A 14,694-nucleotide genomic window follows, 5' to 3' on the forward strand; every position below is an offset into this window, starting at 1 on the left:
TGCTAAACAGGCAAATTTTCTATTTTTTGTAAAGCTTTTCGTAGAGAGAAATCCACTCTTTAGGTGACATTTTGCGGGATAATTCTGCAATCAGTATAAACGGAATTTCATCCGTTTTCTTAAAACGGATGCACGATTTTCCCATATCCAGTTTCCGTTTCGAATACTTCGGAAATTCCGCCACGAACCAATTTAAAAGTGCCGGATCTGCATAAATTCCCATGTGATACAACGCCACAAAATTCTTCTGCGACGCCAAATTTATAAAAGGCAGCGGCGTATTTGGCGTACAATGGTAACCAGACGGATAAGTTTCCAACGGCACGCTCCAGCCAATCATTCCGTAGCTTAAACTTTCCTGAAAGCCTTTCGGAAGATTCTTGGAAACTGTTTCATAAAGCTTTCGGAACGAGTTCTGTCTTTCTTCGGGAACATTCGAAATATAATCCTCAATGGAATTTACTGGAATTTGCATCACTTATTTTTTACTAAAGTACAAAATCGACACGTAAAAAAATCCGGAAAATAATTTCCGGATTTATCTTTTATTTTTTCAGATATTCATCAAAATAATCGGTGACTTTCTGCATCAGATGTACTCGGTCTTTTCCCAAAACATTATGTTCGTGTCCCGGATACACGAAATAATCGAGTTGCACGCCGTTATCAACAGCGGCTTTTAAAAATTTAATGGAATGTTGCCAAACCACTACATTATCCTGCGCGCCGTGAATCATCAATAAATGACCTTTGAGATTCTGAACTTTGTCCAAAAGATTCGCATGTTTATAACCTTCCGGATTGGTTTGCGGCGTATCCATATATCTTTCGGTGTACATAATTTCATACATATTCCAGTCGATTACCGGTCCGCCGGCAACGCCAACTTTAAAAACTTCCGGGTGTTTCAGCATAAAACTTGTAGTCATAAAACCGCCAAAACTCCAGCCGTGAATTCCCAGTTTCTGGGCATCAACGTAAGGCAGTGATTTCAGATAATCCACACCTTTCAGCTGGTCTTTCATTTCCACTTCGCCTAAATGACGGAAAACTGCCTGTTCGAATTTCATTCCGCGGTTCGAAGATCCGCGCCCGTCCATCGTGAAAATAATGTAGCCGTTTTGCGCCATAAATTCGTACCAAAGGTTGCCCGAAGCCGGGAAACTGTTGGTCACCAACTGTAAATGGGGACCGTTGTAAAGATAAACGATGGTCGGATATTTTTTTGCCGGATCAAAATCCGTAGGCAAAATAATTTTACCGTAAAGTGGCGTTCCGTCGTCAGCTTTTAAGGTAACATTCTTTATTTCCGGTCTTTTATAGTTTTTTATAGGATTTTCTGCCGTTAAAATATTTTTTGATTTCAAAGTAGCGGTATTAATCACATTCACCGATCTTGGCGTGCTCGCATTGCTGTAAATATCGTAAAGCTGTGTACCGTCTTTGCTTAAAATACCGGTGTGCATTCCCGGTGCGCTGTCTAATCTCTGGGTTTTAAAATTGTTCCAGTTTACACGATAAATATGTCTTTCCAGCGGCGATTCCTGCGTAGAAATGTAATAGATTTCTTTCTTTTTTTCATTAAAACCTAAAATATCAGTCACCAGCCAATCACCTTTTGTGATTTGCGAAATCAGTCCTTTTTCTAAATTGTAGTGAAATAAGTGATTATAACCGGTACGCTGACTTTGCCAAATAAAATCCGTATTTGAATTGGGAAAAAATAAAAGCGAATGCTGCGGTTCCACATATTTAGCGTCTTTTTCTTCAAACAAAGTTTTTACCAAATTTCCGGTAACCGCATCGTATTGGTTCATTTTTAAATGATTCTGGTCGCGGTTCAGCACGCCTACGAAAATATATTTTGAATCCGGGCTCCAGGTAACAGCAGTTAAATATTGTTCTTTGTCACCATCAATATTTAAAAAGATTTTTTTCTGAGAATTGATGTCATAAAAGCCCAAAGTCACCTGATGTGACGTGTTTCCCGCCATCGGATATTTGATATTTACGTTTTTCGCCGGCGTTACAGACCAGTCGATGATCGGATAATCCGTGACCATGGTTTCATCCATTCGGTAAAACGCAATTTTTGTGCTGTTTGGCGCCGAAAAAATTCCGCCATCGATTCCAAATTCGCTGCGGTGAACGGCCTGTCCATTTACAATTCCTTCATTCTGATCATCGGTAATCGCAACCGTTTTTCCGTTTCGGTTCAAGTAAAGATTATTTTTTACCGTGTAAACGATGGTTTTTTTATCATCCAGCACTTTTACGTTTACAGCATTTTCGTCAATGGAAGTCCAGGGCGAAATTTTCCAGTCGGAGCCGAATTTTTCAAGCTGAAAATATTTACCGTCTACAGTAAAATATCCTTGGTTTTTGCCGGTAAATTTTACCTGCGGAAAAGATTTAAGCTTTTGCTCGGCGGAAAGATTTTTATTGATTTGGTTCAAAGAAACCAAAGTGTCCGCTTTCATGCTTTGAACTTCGGTTATCAGGTATGCGTTTTTTGTTCCCTGAATGTAAAATTTAGCATCATCGGACCAGGAAAACTGCGGAATACTTTTAATAGCAAGATTGCTCCGAAGCCCGTTCACCGCTTCGGCCATGGTGTATTTCTGGTTTTGCGCAGAAAGCAAACTGCTGAAACCGAGTAATAATAAAGGTAATTTTGAAAATTTCATTTCTTAGATTTATAGTGTTAAAAATAAGAAATAAAAAACGATTTGTTAAAGGAATGTTAATTCAAATGCAGATAAATTTCCGCAAGCGGATCTTTGGAACTTTTTTGCTTATTCCATTTATATTGATGCGTCCAGTAAGCAGCTTTTACGGAGAGAATTCCTAAGCCGGCACCGAATAAAACATCAGATATATAATGTTTGTTGTTCGCCATTCGCATTACGCCAATTCCGCTTGCAAAGGCATAAGAAACATACGGCACCCACTTGTGATTTTCGCCATATTCAATTGCGAGCATAGTGGCGCCCGCAAATGCATTCGCCGTGTGGCCGGAAGGAAAAGAATAAGCAGTGCCGTCGGGACGCGTTTTTTTCAGAGTAGTTTTCAGCACATACACCAAACCGAGATTCACCACTTGAGCCTTCAGCAAAATAGCGGTGCGGTTTTGCCAGTCGGTGCGCGGTTTCATTCCGGCAACTTCAAAACCATAAACTGCTACAAGAGGAGCAAACTGGGCGTAATCATCCAGATGGTTGGTAAAACCAAAAAGATGTTCATTTCGCTCTTCTACTACTTCGTTTTTCACGGATTCGCGGCCGTTCCCATCGAACACAATTCCGGAAGTCATTAAAGCAGCCGGAGCAATAGTGCCTCTTAAATCGAAAGCTAGATGCCGGTTTTCAATTTGTATGCTGTCTTTCTGCTGTGCAAATGTCAGCAGAGGAAAATTTAAAAACAGAAAAAAAGCCAGAAAATGCCGCATAAAAATTTTTCTTTAAAACTAAGGAATGAAAGGCTTACTGCGTTAAATATTATTAAAATTTCTGAGAACTGCTTTTTATTAAATAAATTTATGGTTGAAAGTGACAAAAAAATGCTAAAAGCGTTTCTTAACTTACATCAATGTCTTTCTGCGCTCGCGACGGTATCTTTGTACTATCAAAATTTAATACTAACCAATAAACAAAATATTATGTCAACAAAATGGAATGTAGACCCTACACACAGTGAAATCACTTTTAAAGTAAGACACATGATGATTTCTAATGTTAAAGGCGAATTTAAAGACTTTAATGTTGAAATGGAAAGCGAAGACGACACTTTCAAAAATGCTAAAGTAACAGCGAAAATTGATACCGCTTCCATCAGCACCAACAATACTGATCGCGACACGCACCTGAAATCTGCAGATTTCTTTAATGCTGAAGCCAATCCGGTTATTACTTTCGAAACAGATTCTTTAAACGATGATATCACCGGTAATCTCACCATGAACGGCGTTACAAAACCAATTAACCTGGACGTAGATTTCGGTGGAACTAATGTGGACCCGTGGGGACAGACAAAAGCTGGATTCTCTTTTGAAGGTAAAATCAACAGAAAAGATTTCGGATTAAACTGGAATACCGCATTGGAAACAGGTGGTGTAATGGTTTCTGATGAAGTTAAAATTGCAGGTGAACTTCAGTTCGTAAAAGCATAAAAAATTTCATAGTTTATTTTTTTAAGGTTCACCAGAGTTGAAAGGCTTAGGTGAACTTTTTTCATTTCTTAAAAAACACCAAGATGAATTTAAACGATCTCGAAAATATTTCTCAGCTTTATAAAAATACCGAAAAAATGCCGGTACTTTTTCTCGGCCACGGTTCACCGATGAACGCGATTGAAGAAAACCAGTTCGTGCAGGGTTTCCGGAATATCTCCAAAGAAATTCCGCGTCCGAACGCCATTTTATGCGTTTCTGCACATTGGTTTACGAACGGAACATTTGTCACCGCGATGCAGGATCCAAAAACAATCCATGATTTTTACGGCTTTCCGAAGGAACTTTTTGAAGTTGATTATCCCGCGCCCGGCAGCCCGGAACTCGCGAGAGAAACAACCGAACTTCTTTTACCGGAAATCGTGGAGGAAGATCACAGCTGGGGATTGGATCACGGCGCGTGGAGCGTCATCAAACATCTTTATCCGAATGCCGAAATTCCGGTAATTCAGCTCAGCATCGATTATACAAAACCGGCGCAATACCATTTTGATTTAGCGAAAAGACTGCAAAAATTACGTGAAAAAGGAATTTTAATAATCGGTAGCGGAAACATCGTTCACAACCTCCGTATGGTAGACTGGAAAAATATCAATACCGGTGGCGCCGGTTGGGATTGGGCGATTGAAGCACGAGAAATGACAAATAACTGGCTTTTAGACGGAAATTTTCAGAATCTCATCAATTATCAAAAACAAGGAATTGCACTTCAAACCGCGGTGCCTAGCCCAGACCATTATCTGCCGCTACTTTACTCTTTAGCTTTAAAGGAAAAAACCGATGACCTCTCGCTTTTCAACGATGAACTTATCGGCGGCAGTTTAAGCATGACGAGCGTAAGAATTGGTTAATTCAAAAAAAAGATTCAACATAATGCTGAATCTTTTTTCGCCTTAAAATCAGTAAAAATCCCAGTAATTAGCGTCGTAAATTTTGGTGAAGTCGCGAACGCAATGCGCAGATTTCACATTTAATTTTAAAGCTTTAATGCCATTTTCTTTGGTAAAATTGAAATTCGCTTTCGGTTCATTGGTCGATTTTTGCTCGCCGTTTTCGTATTCTGCAATCCATGTATATTTTAAGTTTTCCACCAGATTGTCCGGAGCATAAGAAACCGTGCTGTCGTTTGCTTTCATTTCTTTAAAACCGTTAATATCGAAATCGCATTCTTCAGCAACCGCACTTAGTTTTTTCGGTAAAGCACTAATCACTCTTATGGTTTTATAACATTTTAAAAGACCTTTGTCCGAATCCATTTCCATTGCTAGAAGCGTGCTTCCGCCGGAAATCCCTTTCACCTGCAGTTTACTTTGTTTTAAATTACCATCAAGCGAAATAATGTTGTCTAAACTCGACCAGGTATGACAGTCATCGCATTTTGCGGTATTGTTTTTAACGGTGTAAACCTGCGATTCACCAACGTTAATCACGGATTTTCCTTCAATATAACACTGTGAAAAAACCGCCGTATAACTCAGAATTGTAAAAAAGAACAGAATTTTTTTCATGATATTGTGTTTTAAATTTTCTTAAACCTGAATAACACCTAAATTGAATTTCTCTGTAATCGGTGCATGATCCGCAGCTTCAATTCCCATCGAAATCCAGGTGCGCGTATCTACGGGATTAATGATTGCATCGGTCCAAAGCCGCGCTGCTGCGTACGTTGGCTCGGTTTGTTTTTTATATCTTTTCGAAATGGTGTCCAAAATTTCCTGATGTTCTTCCTCGGTGATTTCTTTTCCCTGTTTTTTTAGGGTAGATTCCTGGATTTGCGCTAAAACTTTCGCAGCCTGGCTGCCGCCCATTACCGCAAGTTCACTCCACGGCCACGCCACAATTAAGCGCGGATCGTAGGCTTTTCCGCACATCGCGTAGTTTCCGGCACCGTAAGAATTCCCGGTTATAACGGTGAATTTTGGCACTACAGAATTTGCCACGGCATTCACCATTTTTGCGCCGTCTTTAATAATTCCACCATGTTCAGATTTTGAACCGACCATAAATCCGGTTACATCCTGTAGGAAAATCAACGGAATTTTTCTTTGGTTACAGTTCGCGATAAAACGCGTCGCCTTGTCTGCAGAATCCGAATATATTACGCCACCAAACTGCATTTCACCTTTTCCGCTTTTTACCAGTTTTCTTTGGTTCGCCACAATTCCTACGCTCCAGCCGTCAATTCTTGCCGTTGCACAGATAATGGTTTTGCCATAATCCGCTTTATATTCTTCATATTCCGAGTTGTCAACCAAGCATTTAATAATATCAAAAGTATCGTATTGGTCGGCTCTGGATGCCGGCATATGTCCGAAAATATTTTCGATATTTTCTTTTGGCGGAAAGCTTTCAATGCGGTCGAAACCTGCTTTGTCGTAACTTCCGATGGATTTCATAATATTTTTAATGCGGTCCAGCGCATCTTTATCGTCTTTTGCCTTAAAATCGGTAACGCCCGAAATTTCGCAATGCGTCGTTGCGCCACCCAGAGTTTCGTTATCGATGTTTTCACCAATCGCCGCTTTTACCAAATAACTTCCAGCTAAAAATATAGAGCCTGTTCTATCAACAATCATGGCTTCGTCGCTCATAATCGGAAGGTATGCGCCGCCTGCAACGCAACTTCCCATGACGGCAGAAATCTGCACAATTCCCATGGAACTCATTTTGGCATTATTCCGGAAAATTCGACCGAAATGTTCTTTATCAGGGAAAATTTCGTCCTGCATCGGTAAGAAAACACCTGCTGAATCGACGAGGTAAATAATTGGAAGCCGGTTTTCCATCGAAATTTCCTGCGCGCGCAAATTTTTCTTCGCCGTAATCGGAAACCAGGCACCCGCTTTTACCGAAGCGTCATTGGCAACCACCAAACATTGTTTTCCGGAAACGTAACCCATCACTACAACAACGCCGCCGCTTGGACAACCACCTTGTTCTTCGTACATTCCGAAGCCAGCAAAAGCACCGATTTCAATGGAATCCGAATTTTTATCCAAAAGATAATCTATACGTTCGCGCGCGGTGAGTTTTCCTTCATCGCGCTGTTTCTGCAATCTCTTTTCGCCACCGCCTTTTTTTATTTCGCTTAATAAGCTGTTTATTTCGCCTAATTTTAGTTTATTCTTGTCTTCTCTTTTGTTAAATTCTAAATTCATATGGTGGAAAAATTTGGTTTAAAGGTAACATTTTTAATTATATAATGCTGTAAAAGGCGATGAACAGCCAGCAATTTAAAATAACAAAACTTTAGTACTTTTTTAACATTTTTACCCAAAATATCGGCATATTTTTACCGTTTACAGGTAAAGTAGAAATTTTTCAATTCCTAGTTTTATTTTTTTAATAGTTTATTATTTGAAGGACCCTAAAAGTTGTAGAGACTTTTAGGGTTTTTTTGCCGCTATAATGACATTTTTTCCGAAAATTGTCTAAATGGATTTGTAGCTTTGCAGAAGGTATAAAAATAAATTATTGTGGTAAAAAAATCTGCCCTTTTCCGTTTGCATCTTATTGTTTTTTTGTGGGGCTTTACCGCAATTTTAGGCAAACTGATTCATGCTGATGCGAGCATTTTGGTTTTTTACCGGATGTTTTTTGCGGCAATTTTCCTTTTTATTTTCATCAGGTTTTTTAAAAAAGAGAGCCTGAAAATCTCCAAGAAATTATTTCTGCAGTTAGGAATAATTGGTGGTTTTATGGCGTTTCACTGGCTGTGCTTTTTTTATTCCATTAAAGTTTCCAACGTTTCCATTGCGTTAAGCTGTCTTTCGCTTTCAACATTGTTTGCGTCGGTGCTGGAACCCATTGTTTTTAAACGGAAAATCGATATTTCGGAGGTCGTTATGGGCATCGTCATTTTAATATGTATGGGTCTAATTTTTAAAACCGAATTTCAGTATAAAGAAGGCATATTTTTCGGAATTTTAACCGCCCTGTTCGGAACCGTTTTTTCGGTGTTTAACGGCCGAATTTTTGGGAAAACCACGTCTGGAAATATTATTTTTTATGAAATTTTTTCGGGTTGCGCCATACTTTCTGTGCTCTATCTCTTCACCGGACAACTCTTTCAGCTGCACGACATCAGCATGCGCGACCTCGGTTTAGTTCTGATTTTAGCCAGCTTTTTCACCGCTTTTCCGATGTTGGAATCAGTGAATTTAATGAAATACATTTCGCCGTTTACCTTAATTCTTACGGTAAATCTGGAGCCTGTTTACGGGATTATCCTGGCTTTTTTTATCTTTGGTGAATCCGAGCAAATGAGCCCTATTTTTTACGTAGCTTCGCTCGTGATGATTTCTGCAATTGTAATCAACGGTGTTTTAAAAGCCAGAAAAGCTACCGCCGCAAAAAATCTTGAAAATTCATGAAAAAACTCGTTTTCGCTACCTTTTTGCTTTTCGGATTTTTCTCCGAAGCACAAATTGTGCGGAAATATTCAAATGAATTTTTAAGCATTGGCGCTGGCGCACGCGGTCTTGCAATGGGCGGGGCGGTAATTTCGAGTCAAAATGATGTTTACTCCCCAATGTGGAATCCGGCCGGACTTATCGCTATAGAACGAGACTGGCAAGGCGCAGCGATGCACGCGGAATATTTTGAATCGATTGCGAAGTACGATTACCTGGCTTTTGCAAAACCTTTGGACCATAACGGTGGTGTTTTCGCGGTTTCTGTGGTGCGCCTCGGCATCGATAATATTTTAAATACAACACAGTTAATCGACCCGGAAGGAAATATTGATTATGATAAAATCACAAGTTTTTCTCAATCTGATTACGCGGCTTTAATTTCTTACGCATTTCATCCGGGCGGAAATCACCGGCTTGATGTCGGTGCCAATGCGAAACTCGTGTACAGAAATGTCGGAAAATTCGCGAACGGTTTCGGTTTTGGTTTTGATCTCGGCGCCATTTACCACGCGGATTCAGGTTGGAATTACGGAGCCGTGCTAAAAGATGCCACTACAACCGTTAATTTTTGGACGGTGAATCAGGATGAACTTTCTGCCGTGGTGAATGGTGAAGAATTTAATCCCGCACCGAAAGACAAAATGGAACTCACGATGCCGAAATTGAATTTGGGACTCAGCCGGAATTTTGAACTCAACCGTGATCTGGAATTGTTACCGGAAGCCGGATTGATCGTAGATTTTGCCAAAACCGCGGCCGTAATTTCCACCGAATTTGCGAGCATTACGCCGTATGCCGGCGCGGAACTTATGTTTCAGGATATGATTTTCGTACGCGTTGGCGTGAACCGTTTTCAAAATATTACCGATATCGAAAACCTGAAACGCAAAATTTCATTTCAACCAAGCGCCGGAATTGGCATTAAATATCAAGGTTTAACATTAGATTACGCAATTACAAACTCCGGAATTGGCGGTTCGAACTTCTACTCGAACTTTTTTTCCTTAAAGCTCGATATGGGTGATTTCAGGAATTAAATTTATCTTTACTTAAATTACCGTCATGAAAAGATTTCTGAAATTTACATTTTTCCTTTTATTTACTGCAGCTTACAGTCAGAATATTTCAGATTATAGCTTCGTTTATATTGCGGAAAAAACCGGCGATTTTGAAGCCAACAAATACGGTCTGGCAACGCTTTTGAGTTCTAATCTTACCGGGAAGAAATATGTTGTTATCAGTGAAAATAATGATTCCTGGCCGGAAGCTCCGAAAAATAATCCCTGCGGAGTTTTGAAAGCTGAACTTGTGGGCGCCAGTACTTTCCTGAAAAAACAAACTCCAGATTAATTTCAAGGACTGCAGCGGAAAAACCGTCGCTTCATATGAAGCAAAAACAAACATCAAAGAATTTCAACCCGGATTTATAGATGCTTTAAATACCGCTACGAAAACACTTCCCGCTTCAAATCCCATGCAACTGGCGGTTACCACTCGTACTGAACTTCCAAAACAAACGGCGGCGCGCGGACCAGAACTTGGCAAATCAAGCCAAAGCCAAAACAGCGGCACAAAGAGTGAAAGCAAAGCACAAATTTTCAGTAACGGTACATTAAATCTTAACCGGATTTATATTTCAGACAATCAGTTTATTTTGGTCAACCCGAAAAATTCGACTCCGTATGCGATTTTTAAAGCTTCCACTAAAAAAGACGTGTACAGAGTGCAGCTTCAGGATGGCACCCAAACTTTAGGATATATAGAAGACGGCGCAATAATTATTGAATTACCAAATGCTGATGGAAGCTACAGGAAAGAAGTATTTAAAGAGACTGCTAAAGTGGTGTATTAAAATATTCCCAAACCATTTTGCCTTTCGATTTTCCCAAAATTTCTTCCAGAGTTTCTAAACTGGATTCTTTCACTCTTTTCACCGATTTCAGTTTCAGAAGCAGCATTTCAATCCCGCGCGGGCCAACACCTGGAATCTCTTCCAGCTCCGATTTTATGGTTGAATTTTTCCGGCGCGTACGGTGGTGTTTTACACCAAAACGGTGCGATTCATCGCGAACCCGCTGTAAAATTTTCAGCGTTTCCGACTTTTTATCGAGGTACAACGGGATGGAATCTTCCGGAAAATAAATTTCTTCCAACCGCTTCGCAATACCAATAATGGTAATTTTTCCGTACAAGCCAAGTAGCTTCAAACTTTTCACCGCTGAAGATAACTGGCCTTTTCCACCATCAATTAAAATAAGCTGTGGCAAAGGTTCCGCTTCATCCAAAAGTCTTTTGTAGCGCCGGTAAATCACTTCTTCCATCGTTTTGAAATCATCAGGACCGACGACGGTTTTCGGGTGAAAAATGCGGTAATCTGCTTTGCTTGGTTTTCCGTCTTTAAAAACCACACACGCGGAAACGGGATTCGTTCCCTGAATATTCGAGTTATCAAAACCTTCGATGTGTCGCGGTTCTGTAGGCATACGCAGAAGCTTCTGCATTTCCGCCATTATGCGATTCGTGTGTCTCTCGGGATCCAGAATCTGAACTTGTTTCAGCTTTTCTATCCGATATTCTTTGGCGTTTTTTTCCGAAAGTTCCACGATTCTTTTTTTGTCGCCAACTTTCGGAACGATCAATTTTACATTCGGAATTTCAAGTGTCAGATGAAACGGAATCAGGATTTCTTTCGAATCAGAATCGAATTTCTGCCGGATTTCAATCATAGCTTCTTCAAGCAAATCTTCATCTGATTCTTCGAGAACTTTTTTAATTTCAGTCGTAAAACTCTGGATGATATTCCCATTCTGAATTTTGAAATAATTAATGTACGCCGCGGTTTCATCGCTCGTCATCCCAAAAACGTCAACATCATTAATGCTCGGATTAACCACCGTATGTTTCACCTGGTAATTATCAAGTAAATCCATACGTTCTTTTACCATCTGCGCATTTTCAAATTCCAGATTTTGCGCAAATGCCATCATTTGATTCACCAGATATTCTTTTGCAATACGGAAATCACCTTTAATAATTCCACGTATTGCCTCAATTTTCCGGTCGTAGCTTTCCTTCATTTCAAGCATTTCGCACGGACCTTCACAATTTTTAATGTGATATTCCAGACAAACTCGGTATTTTCCTTCAGCAATTTTTTCCGGCGCTAAATTCAGATTACAGGTCCGGATTTTATAAATGTGTTTGATAGTGTCCAGCAAAAACTTCGCAGGACGCACTTTTGCGTACGGACCGTAATATTCCGAACCATCTTTTATTTTAGTCCGCGTTAAAAAAACACGCGGAAAATCTTCATTTTTAATGCAAATCCACGGGTAGGTTTTGTCATCTTTCAGCATTACGTTGTAAAACGGCTGATGTTCTTTTATCAGATTATTTTCAAGCAGAAGGGCGTCGTACTCGCTGTTTACGACGGTTGTTTCCAGACGCACGATTTTGCTCACCATGATTCGGGTGCGGTAACCTGCCTGGTTTTTATTGAAATACGATAAAACCCGTTTTTTTAAATTCTTAGCCTTTCCAACATACAAAAGCTGATTAAATTTGTCATAATAGCGGTAAACGCCCGGATCTGACGGTAAAGTTTTAAGTTGAAGTTCTAAATCCGAATTCATAATACAAAATTAGGGATTTGGATTTTAGCACGCGACGGGATTTTAAAGAAATGAAAATTAAAAAAATGGCTCAAACAGCCGGTAAAAAAATATAAATCAGGTTTTAAAAGCAATTTGCCTTTTGACAGGTTCTTAAAAAACAGTAATTTTAAGCAAAATCTAAAAATGAAAACTTACGGTATCGATGAACTGACCATCGAAGATATAATTGCTATTTTAGAAAACCCAAAAAATGCAAGTTTAAACGACGAAGCAAAACAAAAAATTTTGAAATCGGAGCAAAATGTGCGCGAAATTGTAGAATCGGACCGCACCGTGTATGGCATTAACACCGGTTTTGGCCCGCTTTGCGATGTTAAAATTTCAGAAGAAGAAACCGCGCTATTGCAGCATAATTTAATTATTTCGCACGCTGTTGGCGTTGGAAAACCCATTGCAAAAGATTTATCTCGCGTGATGATGATTGCAAAAATTCACGCCTTATCGAAGGGATTTTCCGGAGTTTCGCTCACTGTTATCGAACGCTTGATTTTAATGTTGGAAAAAGACATTATTCCCGTAGTTCCGGAGCAAGGCTCTGTGGGCGCTTCCGGTGATTTAGCACCTTTGGCGCATTTGGTTTTGCCGCTTTTAGGTTTAGGAAAAGTTTGGCAAGGTGAAGAAATTCGCAACGCCGCGTCAGTTTTAAAGGAAAATAATCTCGAAGCTTTGGTGCTTGGCCCGAAAGAAGGTCTGGGCTTAATTAATGGTACACAGTTTATTTTGGCGCACGCCATTTTAGGCTTATTTAAATTTGAATATTTACTCAATTTAGCAGATTTAACCGCTGCTTTAAGTCTGGAAGCATATCGAGGTTCCGCAAGTCCGTTTAAAAAAGAATTGCACGAAATCCGCCCTTTTGCCGGCAGCAAAAAAGTTGCCGCCAGAATGGTGAAATTTCTCGAAAACTCCGAGAATTTAAAAAGCCATGAATATTGCGACCGTGTGCAGGATCCGTATTCAATGCGCTGTGTGCCGCAGGTTCACGGTGCGAGTAGAATTGCTTTTGAACATTTGAAAAATTTGGCTGAAACGGAACTAAATTCCGTCACCGATAATCCGATTGTTTTAAGCGCCGATGAAAGCATTTCCGGCGGTAATTTCCATGGACAGCTTTTGGCTTTACCACTAGATTACGCGACTTTAGCTGCCGCAGAGCTCGGAAATATTTCAGACCGCAGAAGTTATCTTTTGCTGGAAGGAAAATATGGTTTACCACGTCTGTTAACTGCAAGTTCAGGTTTAAATTCCGGATTTATGATTCCGCAATATACTTCCGCGGCACTTGTAACTGAAAACAAAACCCTGTGTTTTCCAGCATCCGCAGATTCCATTCCGACTAGTTTAGGACAGGAAGATCATGTATCGATGGGAAGTATTTCCGGCCGGAAATTCAACCAGGTTTTGGGCAATTTAGAAAATATTTTGGCAGTGGAACTTCTTTTTGGTGCTCAGGGCTTAGAATTCCGACGTCCAGCGAAATGCGGTGAATATGTTGAAAAAGCATATTCTGTTATACGGTCAAAAGTTGAAAAGTTGGAAAATGACCGTTTAATTGGTGAAGATATTCTTGCTATTGCAGAAATGATTCGCGAGCGCAGATTTGTTGTAGAATAAAATAAGGATAATAAGTATTGGTATAATAAAAAAACCTGCGAATTTGCTTTAATAAAGAAAGTTTGCAGGTTTTAAATTTTCCAGGACTGAAACAGAATTATCTTTTTCCAAACTCTTTCCAGCTTTTTTCATTCATCTCGATGTCGAAGTGCTTGGCCGCTTTTTTAATATTGGCAAATGCCAGGTCTCGGTCGGCATCTGATACATCTTTCACCTGATCAAAACGCGCCATGGCATTTCGTACGTGCGAAGCGTCGGTCATCGGTTCTTTTTTCTGTTTGGGAAAGGCCAAAAACACTTTCCGGCAGATCATTTTTCTCGGCAATTGAAAGTTTGCCGTGCTCTTCGTGTGGTTTCCAGGTTGTTTCCATAATCCCAAAGCAGCAAAATTTAAACCAACCTGAATTACAATTATTTTATTTCATCCCAAAAAATCCGTGCTAGAACGGCATTTTTTTCCTGTTTTACAGATTGAAAAAACTGCTTAAATGGGCGCAAATTTTTGTCAGCGAAAATAATTTGCATTCTGTTTTTAGGTATTATTAAAAACCGGAATACTTGATTCTTGGATCTTGGTTCTAATCTTTAACATTTAACTTCCAGCATCTAACTTCTAGCATCCGACATATAGCCACAAAAAAACCTCATACAAAAATGTATGAGGTTTAAAAAAACTGGCGGCGACCTACTCTCCCGCTTTCGCAGTACCATCGGCGCTAGAGGGCTTAACTTCTGTGTTCGGAATGGGAACAGGTGAGCCCCT

14 protein-coding genes and 1 rRNA gene are annotated in these 14,694 nt (G+C 39.9%); 7 read left to right on the plus strand and 8 right to left on the minus strand.

Annotation, left to right across the window (positions count from 1 at the left end):
* Window positions 1–19 precede the first annotated feature (19 nt).
* From BMZ55_RS11065 to BMZ55_RS11075, 3 genes are all read right to left on the minus strand, one after another.
* On the minus strand, window positions 20–475 hold the full coding sequence (locus BMZ55_RS11065) for a DUF1801 domain-containing protein (protein ID WP_089820414.1): 456 nt from the start codon (window positions 473–475) through the stop codon (window positions 20–22).
* A 70-nt stretch (window positions 476–545) separates the two neighbouring features.
* A complete protein-coding gene (locus BMZ55_RS11070; protein WP_089820415.1) occupies window positions 546–2,687 on the minus strand; it encodes a S9 family peptidase in 2,142 nt (713 codons plus the stop codon).
* A gap of 56 nt (window positions 2,688–2,743) precedes the next feature.
* Window positions 2,744–3,448, minus strand: a complete 705-nt coding sequence (locus BMZ55_RS11075; protein WP_039346380.1) for a phosphatase PAP2 family protein — start codon at window positions 3,446–3,448, stop codon at window positions 2,744–2,746.
* Between the two features lie 210 nt (window positions 3,449–3,658).
* On the opposite strand from BMZ55_RS11075, the gene BMZ55_RS11080 reads away from it, so the two are divergent.
* Window positions 3,659–4,168, plus strand: coding sequence for a YceI family protein (locus BMZ55_RS11080; protein WP_089820426.1), 510 nt, complete (start codon window positions 3,659–3,661; stop codon window positions 4,166–4,168).
* 83 nt (window positions 4,169–4,251) lie between these two features.
* Window positions 4,252–5,079: a 4,5-DOPA-extradiol-dioxygenase gene (ygiD, locus tag BMZ55_RS11085; protein ID WP_089820416.1), complete on the plus strand. Its 828-nt coding sequence runs from the start codon at window positions 4,252–4,254 to the stop codon at window positions 5,077–5,079.
* Between the two features lie 48 nt (window positions 5,080–5,127).
* Here the strand turns inward: ygiD and BMZ55_RS11090 are convergent, their stop codons facing one another.
* Together BMZ55_RS11090 and BMZ55_RS11095 are read right to left on the minus strand one after the other, a co-directional pair.
* Window positions 5,128–5,736 carry a hypothetical protein gene (locus BMZ55_RS11090; protein ID WP_089820417.1) on the minus strand — a complete coding sequence of 203 codons (609 nt, stop codon included), beginning with the start codon at window positions 5,734–5,736 and terminating at the stop codon, window positions 5,128–5,130.
* 21 nt (window positions 5,737–5,757) lie between these two features.
* Complete coding sequence (locus tag BMZ55_RS11095; RefSeq protein WP_089820418.1) at window positions 5,758–7,386, minus strand: acyl-CoA carboxylase subunit beta; 1,629 nt, start codon at window positions 7,384–7,386, stop codon at window positions 5,758–5,760.
* A 318-nt stretch (window positions 7,387–7,704) separates the two neighbouring features.
* Between BMZ55_RS11095 and BMZ55_RS11100 the strand changes: the two genes are divergently transcribed.
* From BMZ55_RS11100 to BMZ55_RS11115, 4 genes are all read left to right on the plus strand, one after another.
* Window positions 7,705–8,601 carry a DMT family transporter gene (locus tag BMZ55_RS11100; RefSeq protein ID WP_039346367.1) on the plus strand — a complete coding sequence of 299 codons (897 nt, stop codon included), beginning with the start codon at window positions 7,705–7,707 and terminating at the stop codon, window positions 8,599–8,601.
* Window positions 8,598–9,680, plus strand: coding sequence for a putative type IX sorting system protein PorV2 (locus tag BMZ55_RS11105; RefSeq protein WP_089820419.1), 1,083 nt, complete (start codon window positions 8,598–8,600; stop codon window positions 9,678–9,680). The genes BMZ55_RS11100 and BMZ55_RS11105 overlap by 4 nt, the downstream gene beginning before the upstream one ends.
* 25 nt (window positions 9,681–9,705) lie before the next feature.
* Window positions 9,706–9,993, plus strand: coding sequence for a hypothetical protein (locus BMZ55_RS11110; protein WP_089820420.1), 288 nt, complete (start codon window positions 9,706–9,708; stop codon window positions 9,991–9,993).
* A gap of 124 nt (window positions 9,994–10,117) precedes the next feature.
* Window positions 10,118–10,495, plus strand: a complete 378-nt coding sequence (locus BMZ55_RS11115) for a hypothetical protein (protein WP_089820421.1) — start codon at window positions 10,118–10,120, stop codon at window positions 10,493–10,495.
* Here BMZ55_RS11115 and uvrC read toward each other — a convergent pair.
* Complete coding sequence (gene uvrC, locus BMZ55_RS11120; RefSeq protein WP_089820422.1) at window positions 10,479–12,275, minus strand: excinuclease ABC subunit UvrC; 1,797 nt, start codon at window positions 12,273–12,275, stop codon at window positions 10,479–10,481. The two genes, BMZ55_RS11115 and uvrC, sit on opposite strands and share 17 nt — an antisense overlap.
* A 165-nt stretch (window positions 12,276–12,440) precedes the next feature.
* On the opposite strand from uvrC, the gene hutH reads away from it, so the two are divergent.
* On the plus strand, window positions 12,441–13,931 hold the full coding sequence (hutH, locus tag BMZ55_RS11125) for a histidine ammonia-lyase (protein WP_089820423.1): 1,491 nt from the start codon (window positions 12,441–12,443) through the stop codon (window positions 13,929–13,931).
* Between the two features lie 97 nt (window positions 13,932–14,028).
* Here the strand turns inward: hutH and BMZ55_RS11360 are convergent, their stop codons facing one another.
* Window positions 14,029–14,244 (minus strand): DUF6582 domain-containing protein, encoded by a 216-nt coding sequence (locus BMZ55_RS11360; protein WP_317041318.1) that lies wholly within the window; start codon window positions 14,242–14,244, stop codon window positions 14,029–14,031.
* A 359-nt stretch (window positions 14,245–14,603) separates the two neighbouring features.
* Window positions 14,604–14,694, minus strand: a 5S ribosomal RNA gene (rrf, locus tag BMZ55_RS11135); the annotation flags it as partial.

The organism is Kaistella treverensis, assembly GCF_900114045.1.
Classification (GTDB): domain Bacteria; phylum Bacteroidota; class Bacteroidia; order Flavobacteriales; family Weeksellaceae; genus Kaistella; species Kaistella treverensis.